This window comes from Chimaeribacter californicus, assembly GCF_002858675.1.
Lineage (GTDB): Bacteria > Pseudomonadota > Gammaproteobacteria > Enterobacterales > Enterobacteriaceae > Chimaeribacter > Chimaeribacter californicus.
Genome location: NZ_PJZF01000001.1, coordinates 140887 through 160862, shown reverse-complemented (window position 1 = coordinate 160862; position 19976 = coordinate 140887). Strand labels below are relative to the sequence as shown.

Here is a 19976-nt window from a genome sequence, read left to right as displayed (position 1 = left end):
AAAGGCGGCTCAGGGGCGCAGGCGGATGCCGTCGATAATGATGCACTGGAGGGTCTCTACGGTCTGCTGGAAGAAGGCGTCATCCTGCAACGAGCGGCCGGAAATCGCCTCGACCTGCACCCAGAAATCCGCGTAGTGCTGGGTGGTGGCCCACAGCATAAAGATCAGCTGCAACGGCGCGACCGGCGCGATGCGTTCTGTTGCCACCCACTCTTCGATAATCGCGGATTTCTCTGCCACCAGCGTTTTCAGCGAGCCTTGCAGCTCCTGCTTCAGCAGCGGCGCGCCCTGAACCATCTCCAGGCAGAACAGGCGCGACGCCTGCGGATGATCCCGCGATACCTCCAGTTTCAGCCGGATATAGTCGCGGATCGCCTCCAGCGGGGCCTGATCGGCGCGCAGCGCTTTCAGCGGGGCCAGCCAGATGTCGAGGATATCTTTCAGCACCGCCACATAGAGCGCCTCTTTTGACGGGAAATAGTAGAGCAGATTGGTTTTGGAGACGTCAGCCCGCGCCGCTACCTGATCGAGGCTGGTGCCGTGGATGCCGTACTGGGAAAAAAATTCCAGGGCCGCCGCCATAATCGCCTGCCGCTTGGCGGCCACGGCCCGTGAGCGGCGGGTCGGCGTTTTTGCTTTGGTGGCCGCGGCCACCGGCCGGGCATCCTGTTCTGCGGGTGACTTCACATCCCCTCCCGGGACTCTCAATTATTTACATGATGTTTTCTTCATCAAGCATAACAAATGTCGATGAATGCGCCTACGTTGAGCACCTCTGCGCGGGATACCCCCTTTGGGTTAATTTTTTAACAAATTTGCACCATTTTCGCTCAATCCTGCCTGCTTTTTGTGCACAAATTTTTTACCAAATGGTCTGTTTCAGACCATGTAGTCAGTAATCACCCGCCGTTATTTTTTAAGCTACTGATTATAGTAGGGTTCGAAAAAGTGGCACTGCGTTTGCAATACCTCTCTTACCACGGCGGCGCTGAACCGGCGACCTTCCTGATGACATGACCGTCCTGATTACATGAGGTGTGCAGATGAAAATTGGCGTCTTTATCCCGATCGGCAACAACGGCTGGTTAATCTCCACGAATGCACCGCAATACAAACCGACCTTTGAGCTGAACAAAGCCATTGTGCAGAAAGCGGAGCACTACCATTTCGACTTCGCGCTGTCGATGATCAAGCTGCGCGGGTTTGGCGGCAAAACCGAGTTCTGGGACCATAACCTGGAGTCTTTCACGCTGATGGCGGGGCTGGCTGCCGTGACGTCCCGCATCAAAATCTTTGCCACTGCCGCTACCCTCACCCTGCCCCCGGCGATTGTGGCGCGCATGGCCTCGACGATTGATTCCATCTCCAACGGGCGTTTCGGCCTGAACGTGGTGACCGGCTGGCAGAAACCGGAATATGAGCAGATGGGCATCTGGCCGGGTGATGACTACTTCAGCCGCCGTTATGACTACCTGGCCGAGTATGTGCAGGTGCTGCGTGACCTGTGGGGCACCGGCAAATCGGACTTCAAAGGCGACTTCTTCCAGATGGATGACTGCCGCCTCAGCCCGCAGCCGCAGGCAGACATGAAAGTGATCTGCGCCGGGCAGAGCGACGCAGGCATGGCCTTCTCCGCCCAGTACGCCGACTACAACTTCTGCTTCGGCAAGGGGGTCAACACCCCGACGGCTTTTGCGCCGACGGCCGCCCGCATGAAAAGCGCGGCAGAAAAAACCGGGCGCGACGTCTCCTCCTACGTGCTGTTTATGATCATCGCCGATGAAACCGACGAAGCGGCGCGCGCCAAATGGGAGCACTACAAAGCAGGCGCAGACACCGAGGCGCTGGCCTGGCTCACCGAGCAGAGCAGCAAAGACACCAAATCCGGCGCGGACACCAACGTCCGCCAGATGGCCGACCCCACCTCCGCCGTCAACATCAATATGGGGACGCTGGTCGGCTCTTACGCCCATGTGGCGAAGATGCTGGATGACGTGGCCACCGTGCCCGGCACCGAGGGCGTATTGCTGACCTTTGATGATTTTATCAACGGCATTGAGCAGTTTGGCGAGCGCATCCAGCCGCTGATGAAAACCCGTCAGTCGGCGATCGCCGATGACACCAACCGCGAGGTAGCATAATGAACATTGTTGACCCCCAGCACGACGCAGAGAATACCCCTGTGGTGCGCCGCCAGCCCGGCCAGCCCGGCAGCGAAGTGATCCTGCCCGCGCGGCCGGAGGCGCTCGCCTTCAGCCCGCAGCAGACCGCGCTGATTGTGGTGGATATGCAGAATGCCTATGCCTCGCAGGGCGGCTATCTGGATCTGGCCGGGTTTGACGTCTCTGCCACCGGGCCGGTGATTGCCAATATTAAAACGGCCATTGCCGCCGCCCGTGCCGCCGGGATCAAGGTGATCTTCTTCCAGAACGGCTGGGACAACCAGTATGTGGAGGCGGGCGGCCCCGGCTCACCCAATTTCCACAAATCCAATGCGCTGAAAACCATGCGTAAACGCCCGGCGCTGATGGGAAAACTGCTGGCAAAAGGCGACTGGGATTACGATCTGGTCGATGAACTGCGCCCGCAGCCGGGTGACATTGTGCTGCCGAAACCACGCTACAGCGGCTTCTTCAATACCCAGCTCGACAGCCTGCTGCGCAGTTACGGCATCCACCATCTGGTGTTTACCGGCATCGCCACCAATGTCTGCGTGGAGTCCACGCTGCGCGACGGCTTCTTCCTGGAATATTTCGGCGTGGTGCTGGAAGACGCCACCCATCAGGCCGGGCCGCCGTTTGCCCAGCAGGCCGCGCTGTTCAACATCGAAACCTTTTTCGGCTGGGTCTCGGACGTGGCGAGCTTCTGCCGCGCCGTGGAGGGGCACTCCGCCCCGCTCAGCCAGACCGCCTGACTTCAGGGAGAGACGCAATGCCTAAACAAGCCATTATTCCCCCCGGCAGCGGCGTGCCGCTGGCCCCCTTTGTGCCCGGTACGCTGGCCGACGGCGTGGTCTATGTCTCCGGGACGCTGCCGTTCGATAAAGAGAACAATGTGGTGCACGTCGGTGATGCCGCCGCCCAGACGCGCCATGTGCTGGAGATCATTAAAAGCGTGATCGAAACCGCCGGCGGCACAATGGATGACGTGACCTTTAACTCAATTTTTATCACTGACTGGGCCAATTACGCGGCGGTTAATCAGGTCTACGCCGGGTACTTCCCGGGCGACAAACCGGCCCGTTTTTGCATCCAGTGCGGGCTGGTGAAACCGGACGCGCTGATTGAGATCGCCACTATTGCCCACATCGGCACGCCCTGACCGCCACGCATAAGAGAGGCCACTATGTATTACGAGGTGCTGGGCAATTCCTCGCCCACGGCGGAAACCGTGGTGCTCTCCGCCGGGCTCGGCGGCAGCGGCAGTTTCTGGCAGCCGCAGCTGGCGGTGCTGGCGGAGCAATTCAGGGTCATTCTCTATGACCAGAACGGCACCGGCCGCAGCGGCAGCACCCTGGCCGCGGGCTACCGGATGGCGGACATGGCCGCTGAACTGGCCGCGCTGTTGCAGCGGCTGGAGGTGCAGCGCTGCCACCTGGTGGGCCATGCGCTGGGCGGCATCATCGGGTTGCAGCTGGCGCTGGATTATCCCGGCCTGCTGCAGAGCCTGGTGGTGGTCAACGGCTGGCCGGTGCTCGACAGCCAGACCCGGCGCTGTTTCACCGTGCGCCGCGATCTGCTGCTGAACAGCGGGGTGGAATCCTATGTGCGCGCCCAGCCGCTGTTCCTCTACCCGGCGGACTGGCTGTCGCAGCATGACGCACTGCTGGAACAGGAGCAGGCGCATCAGGTCGCGCATTTTCAGGGCATGGAGAACCTGCTGCGCCGGCTGGATGCACTGATGGCCGTTGACCTGCGCGCCCGGCTGCCGGCGCTGGACCGGCCGGTACTGGCGCTCTGCGCCCGGGATGACCTGCTGGTGCCTTACCCCTGCTCGGCGGCGCTGGCGGCGGCGCTGCCGCAGGGCCATTACCAGGAGATGGCCTATGGTGGCCATGCCATGAGCGTCACTGACCCGGATACTTTCAACGCCCTTTTACTGGCGTGGCTACAACGCCACCGCATGGAGCCTGTATGAATGAAGCCCTGAGCGCCGCCGCCCTGGCAACGCTGTTTACTGAGGCACGCAGCCAGAATGGCTGGCTGGATAAACCGGTGAGTGACGCGCTGTTGCAGGAGGTGTACCAGCTCGCCAGCCTGGGCCCGACATCCGCCAACTGTGGCCCGGCGCGCATCGTGTTTGTGCGCAGCCCGGAGGCCCGCGCGCGGCTGCTGCCTGCCCTCTCCAGCGGCAACGTCGGCAAAACCCAAAACGCCCCGGTCACTGCCATTATGGCCTGGGACCCGGCCTTCTATGACGCCCTGCCGGAACTCTTCCCGCACGGCGATGCCCGCAGCTGGTTTACCTCCAGCCCGGAACTGGCCCACGAGACGGCGTTCCGTAACGCCAGCCTGCAGGCCGCCTACCTGATCATCGCCTGCCGGTCTCTGGGGCTGGACACCGGGCCGATGTCCGGTTTCGACCCGGCGCACGTTGAGCGTGAGTTTCTGGCGGAACAGGGCTGGAAAGTGAATTTTCTGATTAACATCGGTTATGGCGACCCTGCAAAAGTGTATGGCCGCCTGCCGCGTCTGCCGTTCGACCGCGCCTGCCGGTTGATCTGACCCCGTGATAAGGAACTGAAGTATGCATACTGCACTCACTCAGGCGGATGCCGCCGGCCTGGCAGCACGCCGGGCCGTACCGGTTGAACCGCTGGACAAACACACCTTCCGCAATGCCATGTCCTGCCTGGGCGCGGCGGTGAATATCATTACCACTGACGGCCCTGCCGGCCGGGCCGGGTTTACCGCCTCGGCGGTGTGCAGCGTCACCGACACCCCGCCGACGCTGCTGGTCTGCCTGAACCGCTCCGCCTCGGTACACCCGGTCTTCGCCGGTAACCAGCAACTCTGTGTGAACACGCTGGCCGCCGGGCATGAGGATCTCTCGAACCTGTTTGGCGGCAAAACGCCGATGGAAGCCCGCTTTGCCGCCGCCGACTGGTCACGGCTGGAGACCGGCTCGCCGGTGCTGGCCGGGGCAGTGGTCAGCTTTGACTGCCGCATCACTCAGACGGTGAGCGTCGGCACCCATGACATCCTGTTCTGTGAGGTGGTGGCGCTGTTGCACAATGATGCCGGCCACGGACTGGTCTATTTCGACCGGCGCTACCACCCCCTGACGCGTCAGCTCAGCTAACCGGCCCGCTGCCCACCGGCGGCGGCCCGCATTCCACTTCTGGAGAACACCATGGCACATTCCTGGTTTCCGCAATGGCATAAACGGCAGGGCAATCTTGACGGCGCAATCATCGCCCCGGATGAGCGGTTGCCGCTCTGGCCGACACTGGTAATGGGGCTGCAACACTCGGTGGCGATGTTTGGCGCCACGGTACTGATGCCGCTGCTGATGGGCTTTGATGCCAATCTGGCGATTTTGATGTCCGGCATCGGCACCCTGCTGTTCTTTCTGGTGGTGGGCGGCCGGGTGCCCAGTTACCTCGGCTCCAGCGCCGCCTTTGTCGGGCTGGTGATCGCCATAACCGGCTACAGCGGCCAGGGGCCGAACCCCAATATCGGCGTGGCGCTGGGCGGCATCATCGCCTGTGGCGCAATTTATACGTTGGTAGGGGTGATTGTGATGGCGGCCGGCACCCGCTGGATTGAACGGCTGATGCCGCCGGTGGTGACCGGGGCCGTGGTGATGGCGATTGGCCTGAATCTGGCACCGATTGCGGTGAAAAGCGTCTCCGGTTCGATGTTTGACAGCTGGATGGCGGTGGTCACGGTGCTCTGCATCGGCAGTGTGGCGGTGTTTACCCGCGGGCTGCTGCAACGCCTGCTGATCCTGATGGGGTTGCTGGCGGCGTACCTGATCTATATCGCGGTGACCAACGGCCTGGGCTGGGGCACACCGGTGAATTTTGCGCCGGTGGCACAGGCGGCCTGGATCGGCCTGCCGACCTTCAGTACCCCGGTGTTCAGCAGCCATGCGATGCTGCTGATTGCCCCGGTGGCGGTGATCCTGGTGGCAGAGAACCTCGGCCATATCAAAGCCGTGGCGGGCATGACCGGTAAAAACCTCGACCCTTACATGGGGCGCGCCTTTGTCGGCGATGGTCTGGCGACCATGCTCTCCGCCTCCATGGGCGGCACCGGCGTGACGACCTATGCCGAAAATATCGGCGCGATGGCAGTGACCCGCATCTACTCCACGCTGATCTTTGTGGCGGCAGCGCTGGTCGCCATCTTGCTGGGCTTTTCGCCCAAGTTTGGTGCAGTGATCCACACCATTCCCGGCCCGGTGCTGGGCGGCACCTCGATTGTGGTATTCGGGTTGATTGCGGTGGCAGGCGCGCGCATCTGGGTACAGAACCGGGTGGATCTCAGTGAAAACGGCAACCTGATCATGGTCGCCGTGACGCTGGTACTGGGCGCCGGGGACTTTGCGCTGAGCCTGGGCGGCTTCACCATGGGCGGCATCGGCACCGCCACTTTTGGGGCGATTATCCTCAATGCCTTGCTGCGCAACCGGCGCGTGCTGCCGGTTGGCACAGAACCTGCATTAAAAGATCACTGACGACCTCAGTTTCTCCTTAGCTCATCATGTTTGATGAACGCCGGCCGCTATCCAGCACACCCGTCTGAGACAGCGGCCGGTTTTTTTCTTTTCAGCCGCAGCTCACTCACCAGCACCCCCAGCACAATCAGTGCCCCGCCCAGTAGCGCAATGCCCGGCATCCGTTCACCGGCCAGCCGCCCGACAATACCGGCCCACACCGGCTCACCGGCATAAATCACCGTGGCACGCGTGGGTGACACACTCTTCTGCGCCCAGTTCATGGTGACCTGGATCAGCGCACTGGCGCAGCCCAGCCCCAACGCGCTCCAGAGCAGCCGGTCAGAGAGCGGCGGCACGCTTTCCCCCGCCGGGGCCATCATCAGGAAGGCCAGCAGTGACGCCGTACCGAGCTGGATAATGGTCACGCGGCGGATATTCACCTGACCGGCAAACGCGCCGATCATCAGGATTTCGGCGGCAATTGCCAGCGCGCTCACCAGCGTAATCAGCTCGCCAAAAGTGAAGCTGAGCGAGGCGTTGTCCGGCCCGGCAAGCAGAATTAACCCGGTGAACGCCAGCACAATGCCCAGCGAAGACATCAGGCCCGGCGCACGCCGCAATACCAGCCACTGCAACAGCGGCACGATCGGCACATACATGGCGGTAATAAAGGCGGACTTGCTGCTGTCGATGCTCTGCAACCCCACCGTTTGCAGGCCGTAACCAAACATAATGGCCACGCCCACCAGGCTGCCGGCCTTCAGTTCAGCCCAGGTCAGGCCGCGCAGCGTATGGGCAGAGAACAGCAGCAGCACCGCGGTGGCCGTAGCAAACCGCAGGCCAACAAAAAAGAACGGCCCACTGACCTGCACCGCCAGATGAACCACCAAAAACGTGCCGCCCCAGATCATGGTAATGCCGATCAGCACCCACTCCTGAAGCGCAAGGCGCAAACCCGGGCGGCCCGGGGCAGAGATGTCAGACAAAAAATATTCCTTGCGAATAATCTGCCCGCCAGCCGGGCACAGCGCGGCAGTATACCCGTTCCCGCCCGGCGGCCCAACCGGGCATCCCTGGTAATCTGCTCACAAAACGCACGCGCCGCACAGGGGTACACTACACTCCTTTAAGCTGCCAGCCGGCAGAGATGATTTACGCTGCCGTCCGGCAGTGGCGCTTTCCTTCTTTACCGGAGATCCCCATGCAAACTGCGTTAATTATGTTGATGGTGGTATTCTGCGTGCTCGCGGCCTATGCCCTTTACCGCCATGTCCGGCTCAGCCGGTCACGTAACCTGCTGAACCCACATGCGCGCCGCCACCCGCGTTGATTCTGCCGGCCCCCGCTGCGGGGCCGTGTTCCCCGGATAACGTTGCCCTTAAGCCACCGTATTACATTGGCCACCGGTTAACGCCCCGGTGACCGGCAAAAAGCCCGGCGTATCGCTCATTTTCCTAAATTATCAATCACCTCTTTGATATTCTCAGGCTAAATTACACTATAGTTGTTCTGCACAATCAGTTAACTGGCATAGTTGCTGCATAACCGGTAAAAAACAGGGGAGAAGGCGATTTGGAAGCAACCACTATCAACACATTGTTTGTGATTGGTGCCGTGTTGGTGGGGGCAAGCATCCTGCTGAGTTCGCTCTCTTCACGCCTTGGCATCCCGATCCTGGTGATTTTTTTAGCGATCGGCATGTTAGCGGGCGTCGATGGCCTGGGCGGGATTGAATTTGATAACTATCCGCTGGCGTACATGATAAGCAACCTGGCGCTGGCCGTGATCCTTCTGGATGGCGGGATGCGGACCCGCGCCTCCTATTTCCGCGTTGCCCTGTGGCCGGCGCTTTCACTCGCCACCGTGGGCGTGGTGCTGACGGCGGCGCTGACCGGGCTGGCCGCCGCCTGGCTGTTCCATGTCAACCTCTATCAGGGACTGCTGATTGGGGCGATTGTCGGCTCCACCGACGCGGCGGCGGTGTTTTCCATGATTGGCGGCAAGGGGCTGAATGACCGCGTCAGCGCCACGCTGGAGATTGAGTCCGGCTGCAATGACCCGATGGCGGTGTTCCTGACCATCACCCTGATCGACATGATCAGCAAAGGCGAACATGGCCTGAGCTGGATGTTCATTGTGGACATCGTGCGCCAGTTCGGCCTGGGCATCGCCCTCGGCTTTGCCGGGGGCTGGCTGTTACAGCAGTCGATCAACCGCATTCACCTGGCACCGGGGCTCTACCCGCTACTGGCACTGAGCGGCGGCCTGCTGGTGTTCGCCCTGACCACCCTGCTGGAGGGGAGCGGCATTCTGGCGGTTTACCTCTGCGGCCTGAAGCTCGGCAACTCACCGATCCGCAACCGGCACGGCATCCTGCAAACCTTTGACGGCATGGCCTGGCTGAGCCAGATCGGCATGTTTATGGTACTCGGGCTGCTGCTGACGCCCAGCCAGTTGCTGCCGATTGCGCTGCCTGCCCTGCTGCTCTCGGTATGGATGATTGTGTTTGTCCGGCCGGTGGCGGTATTTGCCAGCCTGTTGCCGTTCCGCAGCTTTACCGGCCGCGAGCGGGTGTTTCTCTCATGGGTCGGGCTGCGCGGGGCGGTGCCGATCATCCTGGCGGTCTTCCCGATGATGGCCGGCATCCCGGATGCGCGCCTGTTCTTTAATGTGGCGTTCTTTATCGTGCTGGTATCGCTGTTGGTGCAGGGTACCTCCCTGGCCTGGGCTGCCCAGCAGGCACGGGTGATTGTGCCGCCGACGCCCACACCGGAGTCACGCATCGGGCTGGATATCGATCCGCAGAATATCTGGCAGCATTTCACCTACAAGCTCGGGGCGGAAAAGTGGTATATCGGCGCGGCGATCCGTGATTTGCAGATGCCGCCACAGACGCGCATTACCGCGCTGTTCCGCGGCCAGGAGATGCTCTACCCCACGCGCAACACCCGCCTGCAAGAGGGGGACGTGCTGTGCGTGATCGGCCGGGAGAGCGATATCCCTCAACTGGGTAAACTCTTCAGTGAAACGCCGCGCACCAAGGTGGATGAGCGCTTCTTCGGGGACTTTATTCTGGATGCAGATGCCCGGCTGGGCGCGGTGGCGGCGCAATATGGCCTGACGCTGACGGCGGATATCGACCCCGGCCAGCCGTTGCGGCACTTTATGATGCAGCGGCTGGGCGGGGAACCGGTTATCGGTGACCATATCGACTGGAACGATCTGGTCTGGACGATTGCCGAAATGGAAGGCGGGAACGTGACCCGTGTCGGGGTGAAAATTAATAACGACGGCTGAAAGTGAATCAGATGCTGGTGCGGTACATCACCGTCAGCAGGCCGATAATCACAACGCCGCAAAGCAGGCTGAGGTATTTGAAAAGGCGTTCGGTGCGTAAGCTCATGGTCATTCCTGTCAGGCTGGTGGAGTGGCTTCAGAGTACGCCTGCTGCCATCAAAACCATTCAGCGAATAACCCGCTGCCGGGGGCCTAAATTCAACGATTGCCCGCCCGCGTTTCCAATAAAAACGGCCGCCGGTTTCTGCCTGGCGGCCGTTTCTGCGTTGTCGCTTCGCGGGCGGTTTTTTTATCGGGTCAATAAATGTTTACCGGGTAAGCAAATGTTTACCGGGTAATTATTTACCCTGCTGCGGGTCGGTGTCGTAATCCGCGCAAGACTGGTAGCCTTTGTTCAGGACATGGCCGGTCTCATCGAAGCTGACAAAGTAAACCTGGGCTTTGCCGTCACGCGGTTTGATCGCGTAGTTGCTGCAGGTCCCTTTCGCATGGATCATAGTGACATCAGTAGACGGCGGCCCGGCAATGGCACGCACCTGGGCGCGGGTCATGCCCACTTTCACGTCACTGACCACCGGCTCATCAACATAACTTGACGCGCGATCATAAGCTGTACAACCTGACAGCAGCGTTACAGCTCCCATGGCTGCCATTAACAGTGTTTTTTTATTCATGACTTCTCCTCCTGAAGTGCTTTATGTTCTTTAAGCCTAGAAGATAAAGACTTTTTTTCAAATCCATTTGCTTCCTTTCCCGGCGGCACATCGCCCCTGCCGCTGATGCCTCCACGCGACACCGCCCGCTGACGCCTTTGATACCGGGCTTTCCGGCCGTTTTGCGGGCCGCAAAGGCAGGGAAACTCCGGCCGGCCGCTTTCAGAAAAAGATCAGCAGAAAACGATCATCATCACGTTTTGCGCTATACCTGTTTGATGTAAGCCGGCACGGTTGCTGTGCTTATGTCACTGTTACACAGGGAGGAACGTGGATGCCTATTGACCGCCGCCGGTTTTGCAGCATGCTGACGATACTGGCTGCTGCCCCTTTTAGCCCCCTTACCCGCGCACAATCGAGAGAGGTTGCCATGGAGAGGATTTCCCTGCCCAAACCGGCGCACGGTGTGCCGAACAGCCACTACCCGGTGCTGCTTTATCACCATGTGATCCCGCCGGACACCGCGGATAATGCCGCCTACCTGGAGCACCTGTTCATGGCCAATGGCTGGCCGCCGCAGTGGCGTTACCCGGTCTACCCCTTTACCCATTTCCATACCACCACGCATGAGGTGGTAGGCTGCTATGCCGGTGCCGCCCGCCTGCAATTGGGTGGGGAACATGGGCCGGTGCATGACATTCAGACTGGCGATGTATTACTGATCCCCGCCGGGGTGGGCCATAAACAGATCGCGGCCAACAAGGAATTTATGCTGGTGGGGGCATATCCGGCCGGTTTCAGCCCTGATTTATGCCGCGATGAGCCGGCGCTGCTGGCCACGCGCACGAAAGCCGTGCAGGAGGTGCCGCTGCCGAAGAGTGACCCGGTGACCGGGCATAATGAGGGCGTCGTGAGATACTGGGCCGCCCCCTGACGGGGTCAGCCTGAGTGATGGCGGTTACTCTTTGATATAGCAGCTTTTGACATCCAGCCGCGCCGCATCATGGTTTTTAATATCTGAAAAGTAGGTCATGCCGAACAACACCGAGACCACAATCAGGCTGGAGGCGAGCAACGCAATGATTGCAATCAACTTGTTGTCATCAATACGTTTTTTTTCCATTTACCGGCTCCCTGCGTCGTCCGTTATGTCACCAGCAGCGTAATGATCAGCGTAAAAATGATCAATGTGCAGGAGGTCAGCACCAGCACTGCGACAGCAAACTGCGCATCTCCCAGGGTCTCCTGGTACGGCGGTTTCTCCGGGAGAGAAGATCTTTTTTTCACACCATCTCACTCTGCAACTAACTTTTGTTCATCACTGCCTGCCGGCGGTGCCTTCGTCACGCGCTGCCGGATCGACCATGATAAAGGTTGATTCATTCACGACCGTTATGAACATATGATAAACAATCCATAAAAGTTGTGCTATTGATGCCGGGCGAAAAATGTCTTCTTCCCCGCCCCAAAGGCTGCAGCACAAAAAAACCCTGCACCAGGCAGGGTATGTTTTGGAAACGACATCATTCTACTTATTCAGGGTTCTACTGCTTACAGAAGTCCAGTCAGAAAAATGTGATGTTCCCCGGCGCTTATCTCCGGTTGTCAGGCAAGTCAGCTCTTTAACAGAACACCCACAGACAACTTCCGTTCGTCTATTGGCACTAATCCTAATTTACTTTTTACTTACTTGTCGTGATGGCGATCACTTTCGCGGTGCAGGGAATATGGTTTGCGGGTAATTCAGAGGTGGATCACGTTTCAGCGGCTCAGGTAACCGGCATACGCGTCAGGCAGGAAGAGAAAAACGGAAAAGCGGAAAAGCAAAAGGGGCTGCCTTTCGGCAACCCCTTAAATTTGATGGCGGAGGAGGTGAGATTCGAACTCACGGATAGTCGCCCATCGACGGTTTTCAAGACCGTTGCCTTCAGCCGCTCGGCCACTCCTCCGCAACGACGCGAACTATAAACATCCCTGATCCGCTTGTAAAGCCCGGGTTGATTCAATCGCCTGAAAAATAGACGCAACCCGCGTAAATGCCGTAAAAATCAGCAGGCCGCCGCTTTTTCAGCCGCCACAACCGCGTAAAGAAGGGTAAAACGTCTTTGCCGCACGCCACCAACTTTCTATGATTCTGTTTCTTTTCATTATACCTGGTGGGATCGCTATGGATCGTATCGTCGTTTCGTCACGTGAGCGCTCGTTGTTGAGCACGCATAAGGTGTTGCGTAACACTTATTTCCTGTTGGCGTTGACGCTGGGCTTCTCTGCCCTGACGGCAACGGCCAGTACCCTGCTGATGTTGCCGGCTCCCGGCCTGCTGCTGATACTGGTGGGGTTCTATGGCCTGATGTTCCTGACTTACCGTCTGGCGGACAGCCCGGCCGGCATCCTGGCCGCTTTCGCCCTGACCGGCTTTATGGGTTATACCCTCGGCCCAATCTTAAGCTCGCTGCTGGCGGCCGGTGCCGGGGACATCATTATGCTGGCGCTGGGCGGCACCGCACTGGTGTTCTTCTGTTGCTCCGCCTACGTGCTGACCACCCGCAAGGACATGTCCTTCCTCTCCGGCATGATGATGGCCGGGTTTGTGGTGCTGCTGGTCGCTGTGGTTGCCAACCTGTTCCTGCAGATCCCGGCGCTGTATCTGGCGATCAGTGTGATGTTTATCCTGTTTTCTTCCGGCGCTATCCTGTGGGAGACCAGCAACATCATCCACGGCGGCGAGACCAACTACATCCGCGCTACCGTAAGCCTGTACGTGTCACTGTATAACGTGTTTGTCAGCCTGCTGAGCCTGCTGGGGTTCGCCCGCAGCAACTGATGCCTCTTCTGCTCACCCCGCCACGGCGGGGTGAGCCCCCTTACCTCTCGCTGATATTGTCCCCTCACTGATATTGTTGGCACGGCCACAACTTTGCTAAACTGCCCGCCGTTTTTTCCCCGTTTCTGAGGTTGTATGTTCGAGTTTGAAGGCCGCACCATCGACACCGATACCCAGGGCTACCTGAAAAACAGCGCGGACTGGCAGGAAGGGATGGCACCGTTGCTGGCGGAGCAGGAAGGCATCACCCTGACGGAGGCACACTGGGAAGTGGTGCGTTTCGTGCGGGCGTTTTATCTGGAGTTCAATACGTCACCGGCCATCCGGATGCTGGTGAAAGCGATGGCGCAAAAATATGGTGAAGAGAAAGGCAACAGCCGTTATCTGTTCCGCCTGTTTCCCAAAGGGCCGGCCAAACAGGCCACCAAAATTGCAGGCCTGCCCAAGCCGGTAAAATGCCTGTGAAAATCAATGACGGATGCTGAAGTCGCTGTACTCCCCGGCGGCTTTAGGTTCCGTTAATACCCGATCGACCCTGGCGCTTTTCGGCCCGCCCTGTTTCAGCCACTCAATCAGCTGGTCCACGTCTGCCTGCGGGCCGCAGGCCACCACCTCCACACTGCCGTCATCCAAATTACGGGCGTAACCCGTCAGCCCCAGGCCTTTTGCCTGATGTTGCGTCGAGTAACGGAAACCGACGCCCTGAACAAGCCCATAGACATAGGCAGAAACACAGACCTTTGCCATAATCTTCTCCTCATCTGGTGTGATTCGTTGCATTTTCGGCGTCATACTCCGACAATGTCGCTCTTTTTTTTAAGCTGGCAGCCTTACTATTATGACCGTACGTTTATATCTCGCCAAAGGGCGCGAAAAATCCCTGATCCGTCGCCATCCGTGGGTTTTTTCTGGTGCCGTCCACCGCGTTGAAGGTGACGCCGTCTCCGGTGATACCGTTGAGATCTATGACAACCAGGGTAAATGGCTGGCACGCGGCGCTTATTCGCCCCAGTCACAGATCCGCGCCCGCGTCTGGACTTTTGATAAACAGGAAAGCATCGACACCGCCTTCTTTGTCCGCCGGTTGAAACAGGCGCAGCAGTGGCGTGACTGGCTGGCCGAACGTGATGGGCTGAACGGCTACCGCCTGATTGCCGGTGAGTCTGATGGCCTGCCGGGCGTCACCATTGACCGCTTCCAGAATTTCCTGGTGCTGCAACTGCTCTCCGCCGGTGCCGAATACCAGCGCGCAGCCCTGCTGACGGCGTTGCAGGAATGTTTCCCGGAATGCGCCATTTACGATCGCTCCGATGTGGCGGTACGTAAAAAAGAGGGCTTGCCGCTGGCTCAGGGCCACGTACTGGGCGAGATGCCGCCGGCGCTGCTGCCGATTAGCGAACACGGTATGCAATTGCTGGTGGATATCCAGCAGGGCCACAAAACCGGCTTCTATCTGGACCAGCGTGACAGCCGCCTGGCTACACGCCGCTATGCACAAGGCCGCCGGGTGCTGAACTGCTTCTCCTACACCGGCGCATTCGCGGTTGCGGCCCTGATGGGTGGCTGCGCACATGTCACCAGCGTGGATACCTCTCAGGCCGCGCTGGACATCGCTCGCCAGAACATTGAGCTTAACCAGCTTGATCTCAGTAAAGCAGACTTTATCCGGGATGATGTGTTCAAACTGCTGCGTGCTTACCGCGACCAGGGCGAAACCTTCGATCTGATCGTGATGGACCCGCCGAAATTTGTTGAGAACAAAAACCAGCTGGCCGGCGCCTGCCGTGGTTATAAAGACATCAACATGCTGGCGATGCAACTGCTGAACCCCGGCGGCATTCTGCTGAGCTTCTCCTGCTCTGGCCTGATGCCGGTTGAGCTGTTCCAGAAAATTTTGGCCGATGCCGCCATAGATGCAGGCCGTGATGTACAATTTATAGAGCAGTTCCGCCAGGCGGCGGATCATCCGGTTATCGCGCCTTACCCTGAAGGCCTCTATCTGAAAGGCTTTGCCTGCCGGATGATGTAACTTGAAAACGTGCCTTCTGCCCCCATTTATTAAAGGCAAAGGCACGGTTTCTCAGGAGGTCATGATGATTGCCAGCAAATTTGGTATTGGCCAGCAGGTACGCCATAAACTGCTGGGTTTTTTGGGTGTCGTTATCGATATTGACCCGGAATACTCATTGGAAAAGCCAAGTGCGGAGGAAGTAGCGGGTAATGAACGCCTGCGTTTTTCGCCCTGGTATCATGTGGTGATGGAAGATGATCAAGGCCAGCCGGTACATACGTATCTGGCTGAAGCGCAACTGGACAGGGAAGTGGCAGAGGCCCACCCTGAACAGCCCTCTCTTGATGAACTGGCGGAGAAGATCCGCCGCCAGCTTCAGGCGCCGCGTTTGCGCCATTAGTGATGCTGCTGAGAAACGCCGGAGCCCAGACACTGTCTGGGCTTTTTTATGTGCGGCGTCAGGCAGCGCGATGCAGGCCGAGACGCGGGATCTCTATTTTCGGACAGCGATCCATCACCACGCCCAGTCCGGCATCCTGCGCCAGTACTGCCGCCTGCTCGTTAATGACCCCAATCTGTAACCACAGCACGTCGGCACCGATCTCAATCGCTTCCTGGGCAACCCCATAGGCGGCCTCGGTATTGCGAAACACATCGACCATATCCACATGGCGGCCAATCTCTTTCAGCGAGGCGACGACCGGCTGGCCCAACAGGGTGCTGCCGGCCAGTTTCGGGCTGACCGGGATGACCTCATACCCCTGTGACAGCAGATACGCCATGACGCCATAACTGGGCCGGGCCGGATTGTCACTTGCGCCCACCAGCGCAATGGTTTTTACCTTTTTCAATACCTGTGCAATGTCAGTGTCTTGCATGCTGATGCTCCCTTTAATGTGGTATCAGCCAAGTGTACTTCACCCGCAGGAATTCCACCGGCACCGGGTAAAATTTTCTCTGCGCCCGTTGGAAAACGGGGAAATAACCCTGGCATTCATCAGTAAAACCCATACTCAACGCCATTCTCATTCACCATAAAAATACATATAAATCAGGATCTTGAAAGCCTTTGACTCCCCAGAAACCTTGCCGGACAATACGCCGGACTTTTTACTGAGGAACTGATAATGAAACGAGGATGGGTAATAACCGGCCTGCTGGCACTCTCTGTGTGCCTGCCTGCCAGCGCCGCTACGCTGACACTGTTACCAGAGGTTGATGTGCTGGTGGTTGACGGTAAAAAGACGGCAGGTTCGCCATTGAAAGACGCAGCACGCCTGGAACTGGCCCAGGGCCACCATCAGGTCCTGTTCCGGGTCTCCAAAGTGCTGCGTGCCGGTGCGCGTGACCAGTATCTGTATCACTCTTCACCGCAGATTGCGGCGTTCGACGTGCCGGCTGACGGCTCATTGCGGCTTGCGTTACCGCGGCTGGAAAATGATGGTGACGGCAAACGTTTTGATGCCGGCCCGGATTACCAGATCGTTGATGAAAACAAACAGGCGCTGCCGGTGCGCCGCGACACGCTCCAGATCCCCGGCCTGAGCCTGGGTGCTGACCTGGAAAAAGCGATGGCAGAATATAATGTCGCGAACCAGCCGGCATCCGTCACGGCGCTGTTACCGGTCGCCGCCGTGGCTGCCAGCCCGGCATTGCCGGGGTCTTCCGGCCCGGTGAACCATGCCTCGGTCACCGTACAGGGCGAAAACGTCGCGGAGCAGATGCTGCAATACTGGTTCCAGCAAGCCGATGCCCAAACGCGCCAGCGTTTCCTGAGCTGGGCAGAAAAACACTCCACGCGTTAATCCCTTCAGGCGCTTTTTACGCTAAAAAGCGCTTTTTCCTGCGGGCTCCCCCTTTTTTCAGCTATCCGCCATTTGCAGGGAAAACCAGTTTCAGTACTCTGTCCGTTATCACTTACCTTTGATAAAGGGCATTTATATGGAATTCACCACCCGCACCATTGGCAAACAAAAACACATCGCGCTGGTCGCTCACGATCACTGCAAAAATATTCTGCTGAGCTGGGTTGATGCGAATAAGGCACTGCTGGCGGAGCATAGCTTGTATGCCACCGGCACCACCGGCAATCTGGTGCAGCGCGCCACCGGGCTTGAGGTGAAAAGTATGCTCAGTGGCCCGATGGGCGGCGACCAGCAAGTCGGCGCGCTGATCTCGGAAGGCAAAATCGACATGCTGATTTTCTTCTGGGACCCCCTCAATGCCGTGCCGCATGATCCGGACGTCAAAGCGCTGCTGCGCCTGGCGACGGTGTGGAACATTCCGGTGGCGAATAACCGCTCAACGGCGGATTTCCTGATTGAATCCAGCCTGTTCCGCCAGGAAGTGCAGGTCACCATTCCCGATTATCAGCGCTATCTGCAGGATCGCCTGAAATAACCGGACCGGGGCGCACCGTCACGGCTTACGCTGCACCGGCACGCCCCGTTTTTTCAACTCGTCCACGAAACAGGACGGGTTCCCGGGTGAATAGAGCACCCACACCCGCTCACTCGCCCTGGTCAGCGCCACATACAGCAACCCGCGCTCCTGCGCTTTCGTCAGCGCGCTTTCCGCATGCTGTAGCACCTGTTCTGCCACGGTTTCCCCGGCCGGTGCCGGAAAGCCGTCGCGCCCCGCCTGCAGCCCCAACACAATCACAAACTCTGCCTGTTGCCCTTTGCTGTCGTGAACGGTGGAAAACGTGATATGAAGTTTCGGCCAGCGGGTCGCCGCTTTTTGCAGTGATGCGGGGCGCAACGTGGCGTGGCGTGCCAGCAGCAGCACCTGCTGCTGGTCATCCACGAAGCCGCTCAGCTTATCCAGCAAGGCGTCCAGCTGGTCATCCGGCAACAGCTGGATGCTTTTTTTATCGCCGCGGCGCAGGCTGGCCAGCACCCCGTGGCCCTGCCCTGAAGGCTGCCGGATAAGGCCATCGGCGACGTCTGCCATGCGCTCATCAAGCCGGTAGGTAGTCTCCAGTTCACACCGGGCGTGTGGGTCACTGAACAGAAGAGGCAGCGGTTGTTCCACGTCATCACTGCCGCCATACACCAGCCTGCTCTCCACCGTAGCAAACAAGCCGGTCCGGCTGTTCTGCGCCCGCAGGGCAGCCAACAACTGGGCATCCCCCAGGGAAATAGCCTGAATATCATCCACCAGAATCTGTTTCCAGGGGCTGATAAAACGCCCTTTATTGAGCACATCCATCGCCTGAAGCCGCAATGCAGCAGAATCGACGGCCCCCTCCTCTTTCAGGGCCGCTTTCCAGGCTTTCAGTAAGGGTGCCAGCAGACGCATCTGTTTCTGGAATGCGCTCTGCAGCGCATCAGGTGCCCCACTCAGCATCTCTGCCTGCGTGCCCCCATGGCGGCGCATCAGCCCCAGCCACTGATCCAGTCGGGGGGCCAACCGCTCGCCCAGCGCCCGGTTTTTCCAGAATGCCTTGTCAGGGATCTCCCAGCCCAGATCGTCCGTCAGCAGGGCGCGCCAGCCCGTGGCCTGCGGTTTTTTCGTTTCGCATTGCTGTTGCCATACCTTCAGCAGCATCTTCCGCCGCGCGTTGCCGTCCTCTTCCAGCTTGCTGATTTTGGGCACTTTTCGCCCGCTCTGCCGGATTATCTGCAACGCCAGCGCCTGAAACGCCATCGCTTCTACATCCACCTTGCCCAGCCGGGCAGTTATGCGACGGTTCAGGGCCTCTGCTCCCTGCCGGTCTGGTGCCAGCAACAGGATCTGTTGCGGCCCGGCCTCACCGCGCTGTAACAGCCAGCCGGCGCGTGCCACCACCAGCGAGGTTTTGCCGCTGCCCGCCCCGCCCCGCACCTGTATCGTCTCTTCACCATTGACCACGGCCTGCATCTGGCGCGCATTCAGCGGGCCTTGCTCCACGGAAGCAAAGAACGACGCGTGGTCCGCCATCATGCGTTGCGCCCAGGCCCGGTTCCGCGCCTCACACTGCGCCGCGCCCTCTTCCAGCCAGCGCAAACAGAGATCACAGGCCGCACGGCATGAGGCGAATTCCGCCATCCGCGAGACCGGCATCGGCAACGCGTCGAAGGCCTCGCAGATGCCCTGTTGCAACGTTGCCAGTTCATGCTGGGTCAGCCAGTGGGGCTGTTGTTCAGCCTGTTCAATAACCGCCTGCTGCTGCGCCAGCACCTGTGCGCTGATCGCGGCCATCTCCTCACTCCACGCTTGCCAGCGCACAGAGAGATGATGATAAAAACGCTGGGTCTCCTGCCACTCGGTGCCGTGCAGCCGCACCACTTTCCCCTCCGGCAGCTCAAACTCCAGCTCACCCCACACAATTCCTCGTTTACACTGAATAGTGATCAGCTGGTTAAAAGGGATCAGGTAGTGATGTTTATCTCCGCTGACTTCAACACCCGCGTTAAGCAGCCGTACCCGGTTATAGGGATGCTGAGCCAGATGTTTGCCAAGGGATGTCGCTTTGAGTTCCATAATTCTGTGCCATGAAAGTAAAGGGCTTTTTAATGTGCTGTTACCTTTTTACCTGTGACAGGCA

24 protein-coding genes and 1 tRNA gene are annotated in these 19976 nt (G+C 59.1%); 16 read left to right on the top strand and 9 right to left on the bottom strand.

The features are described from left to right. Positions 1 to 9 precede the first annotated feature (9 nt). The gene (gene rutR, locus CYR55_RS00665; protein WP_101814251.1) at positions 10 to 687 is read right to left on the bottom strand and encodes an HTH-type transcriptional regulator RutR; all 678 of its coding nucleotides are present in this window, start codon (positions 685 to 687) and stop codon (positions 10 to 12) included. A gap of 356 nt (positions 688 to 1043) precedes the next feature. Here rutR and rutA point away from each other — a divergent pair, with 356 nt between their 5' ends. Genes rutA through rutG form a run of 7 tightly spaced genes read left to right on the top strand, consistent with a single transcriptional unit; the run spans position 1044 to position 6681 of the window. Further along, positions 1044 to 2141, top strand: coding sequence for a pyrimidine utilization protein A (rutA, locus tag CYR55_RS00660; protein ID WP_101814250.1), 1098 nt, complete (start codon positions 1044 to 1046; stop codon positions 2139 to 2141). Then, positions 2138 to 2914 (top strand): pyrimidine utilization protein B, encoded by a 777-nt coding sequence (rutB, locus tag CYR55_RS00655; RefSeq protein WP_420912714.1) that lies wholly within the window; start codon positions 2138 to 2140, stop codon positions 2912 to 2914. Before rutA ends, rutB begins: the two co-directional genes overlap by 4 nt. A 17-nt stretch (positions 2915 to 2931) precedes the next feature. After that, positions 2932 to 3321 (top strand): pyrimidine utilization protein C, encoded by a 390-nt coding sequence (rutC, locus tag CYR55_RS00650; RefSeq protein ID WP_101814249.1) that lies wholly within the window; start codon positions 2932 to 2934, stop codon positions 3319 to 3321. 24 nt (positions 3322 to 3345) lie between these two features. Continuing rightward, positions 3346 to 4137, top strand: coding sequence for a pyrimidine utilization protein D (gene rutD / locus CYR55_RS00645; protein ID WP_101814248.1), 792 nt, complete (start codon positions 3346 to 3348; stop codon positions 4135 to 4137). Then, positions 4134 to 4724 (top strand): malonic semialdehyde reductase, encoded by a 591-nt coding sequence (locus CYR55_RS00640; protein WP_101814247.1) that lies wholly within the window; start codon positions 4134 to 4136, stop codon positions 4722 to 4724. The genes rutD and CYR55_RS00640 overlap by 4 nt, the downstream gene beginning before the upstream one ends. 22 nt (positions 4725 to 4746) lie before the next feature. Beyond that, positions 4747 to 5301 (top strand): NADH-dependent FMN reductase RutF, encoded by a 555-nt coding sequence (gene rutF, locus CYR55_RS00635; protein ID WP_101814246.1) that lies wholly within the window; start codon positions 4747 to 4749, stop codon positions 5299 to 5301. 51 nt (positions 5302 to 5352) lie between these two features. Beyond that, positions 5353 to 6681 (top strand): pyrimidine utilization transport protein G, encoded by a 1329-nt coding sequence (gene rutG / locus CYR55_RS00630; RefSeq protein ID WP_101814245.1) that lies wholly within the window; start codon positions 5353 to 5355, stop codon positions 6679 to 6681. A 47-nt stretch (positions 6682 to 6728) separates the two neighbouring features. Here rutG and CYR55_RS00625 read toward each other — a convergent pair whose 3' ends face one another. Continuing rightward, positions 6729 to 7640, bottom strand: a complete 912-nt coding sequence (locus tag CYR55_RS00625) for a DMT family transporter (protein ID WP_277622303.1) — start codon at positions 7638 to 7640, stop codon at positions 6729 to 6731. 224 nt (positions 7641 to 7864) lie between these two features. Between CYR55_RS00625 and CYR55_RS24085 the strand changes: the two genes are divergently transcribed. Together CYR55_RS24085 and CYR55_RS00620 are read left to right on the top strand one after the other, a co-directional pair. Beyond that, positions 7865 to 7993, top strand: coding sequence for a hypothetical protein (locus CYR55_RS24085; protein ID WP_277622292.1), 129 nt, complete (start codon positions 7865 to 7867; stop codon positions 7991 to 7993). 242 nt (positions 7994 to 8235) lie between these two features. Next, positions 8236 to 9960, top strand: a complete 1725-nt coding sequence (locus CYR55_RS00620) for a potassium/proton antiporter (protein WP_101814244.1) — start codon at positions 8236 to 8238, stop codon at positions 9958 to 9960. Between the two features lie 338 nt (positions 9961 to 10298). Here CYR55_RS00620 and osmE read toward each other — a convergent pair whose 3' ends face one another. Next, positions 10299 to 10634: an osmotically-inducible lipoprotein OsmE gene (gene osmE / locus CYR55_RS00610; RefSeq protein WP_101814242.1), complete on the bottom strand. Its 336-nt coding sequence runs from the start codon at positions 10632 to 10634 to the stop codon at positions 10299 to 10301. A gap of 409 nt (positions 10635 to 11043) precedes the next feature. Here osmE and CYR55_RS00605 point away from each other — a divergent pair, with 409 nt between their 5' ends. Then, positions 11044 to 11547, top strand: coding sequence for a cupin (locus CYR55_RS00605; RefSeq protein ID WP_241522044.1), 504 nt, complete (start codon positions 11044 to 11046; stop codon positions 11545 to 11547). A 24-nt stretch (positions 11548 to 11571) separates the two neighbouring features. Here CYR55_RS00605 and CYR55_RS23460 read toward each other — a convergent pair whose 3' ends face one another. From CYR55_RS23460 to CYR55_RS00600, 3 genes are all read right to left on the bottom strand, one after another. Continuing rightward, positions 11572 to 11736, bottom strand: coding sequence for a hypothetical protein (locus CYR55_RS23460; protein WP_165699499.1), 165 nt, complete (start codon positions 11734 to 11736; stop codon positions 11572 to 11574). 23 nt (positions 11737 to 11759) lie between these two features. Next, entirely contained in the window at positions 11760 to 11900 is a 141-nt protein-coding gene (locus tag CYR55_RS23455; RefSeq protein ID WP_165699498.1) for a hypothetical protein, read from the bottom strand. Positions 11901 to 12474: 574 nt separating this feature from the next. Then, a tRNA-Ser gene (locus CYR55_RS00600) sits at positions 12475 to 12562 on the bottom strand. Positions 12563 to 12780: 218 nt separating this feature from the next. On the opposite strand from CYR55_RS00600, the gene yccA reads away from it, so the two are divergent. Together yccA and tusE are read left to right on the top strand one after the other, a co-directional pair. Next, on the top strand, positions 12781 to 13437 hold the full coding sequence (yccA, locus tag CYR55_RS00595; protein WP_101814240.1) for an FtsH protease modulator YccA: 657 nt from the start codon (positions 12781 to 12783) through the stop codon (positions 13435 to 13437). Positions 13438 to 13572: 135 nt separating this feature from the next. Next, positions 13573 to 13902, top strand: coding sequence for a sulfurtransferase TusE (gene tusE / locus CYR55_RS00590; protein ID WP_101814239.1), 330 nt, complete (start codon positions 13573 to 13575; stop codon positions 13900 to 13902). Positions 13903 to 13905: 3 nt separating this feature from the next. On the opposite strand, the gene yccX is transcribed toward tusE, so the two are convergent. After that, a complete protein-coding gene (gene yccX, locus CYR55_RS00585) occupies positions 13906 to 14184 on the bottom strand; it encodes an acylphosphatase (RefSeq protein ID WP_101814238.1) in 279 nt (92 codons plus the stop codon). Between the two features lie 91 nt (positions 14185 to 14275). Between yccX and rlmI the strand changes: the two genes are divergently transcribed. Both rlmI and hspQ read left to right on the top strand, forming a co-directional pair. Next, positions 14276 to 15466 carry a 23S rRNA (cytosine(1962)-C(5))-methyltransferase RlmI gene (gene rlmI / locus CYR55_RS00580; protein WP_101814237.1) on the top strand — a complete coding sequence of 397 codons (1191 nt, stop codon included), beginning with the start codon at positions 14276 to 14278 and terminating at the stop codon, positions 15464 to 15466. A gap of 64 nt (positions 15467 to 15530) precedes the next feature. Then, positions 15531 to 15848: a heat shock protein HspQ gene (gene hspQ / locus CYR55_RS00575; protein WP_101814236.1), complete on the top strand. Its 318-nt coding sequence runs from the start codon at positions 15531 to 15533 to the stop codon at positions 15846 to 15848. Between the two features lie 58 nt (positions 15849 to 15906). Here hspQ and CYR55_RS00570 read toward each other — a convergent pair whose 3' ends face one another. Continuing rightward, positions 15907 to 16326 (bottom strand): CoA-binding protein, encoded by a 420-nt coding sequence (locus CYR55_RS00570; protein WP_101814235.1) that lies wholly within the window; start codon positions 16324 to 16326, stop codon positions 15907 to 15909. Positions 16327 to 16575: 249 nt separating this feature from the next. On the opposite strand from CYR55_RS00570, the gene CYR55_RS00565 reads away from it, so the two are divergent. Both CYR55_RS00565 and CYR55_RS00560 read left to right on the top strand, forming a co-directional pair. Beyond that, positions 16576 to 17253 carry a DUF2057 family protein gene (locus CYR55_RS00565; protein WP_101814234.1) on the top strand — a complete coding sequence of 226 codons (678 nt, stop codon included), beginning with the start codon at positions 16576 to 16578 and terminating at the stop codon, positions 17251 to 17253. A gap of 136 nt (positions 17254 to 17389) precedes the next feature. Further along, entirely contained in the window at positions 17390 to 17848 is a 459-nt protein-coding gene (locus CYR55_RS00560; RefSeq protein ID WP_101814233.1) for a methylglyoxal synthase, read from the top strand. Positions 17849 to 17866: 18 nt separating this feature from the next. Here the strand turns inward: CYR55_RS00560 and helD are convergent, their stop codons facing one another. Then, positions 17867 to 19912 carry a DNA helicase IV gene (helD, locus tag CYR55_RS00555; protein WP_101814232.1) on the bottom strand — a complete coding sequence of 682 codons (2046 nt, stop codon included), beginning with the start codon at positions 19910 to 19912 and terminating at the stop codon, positions 17867 to 17869. Between the last annotated feature and the right edge of the window lie 64 nt (positions 19913 to 19976).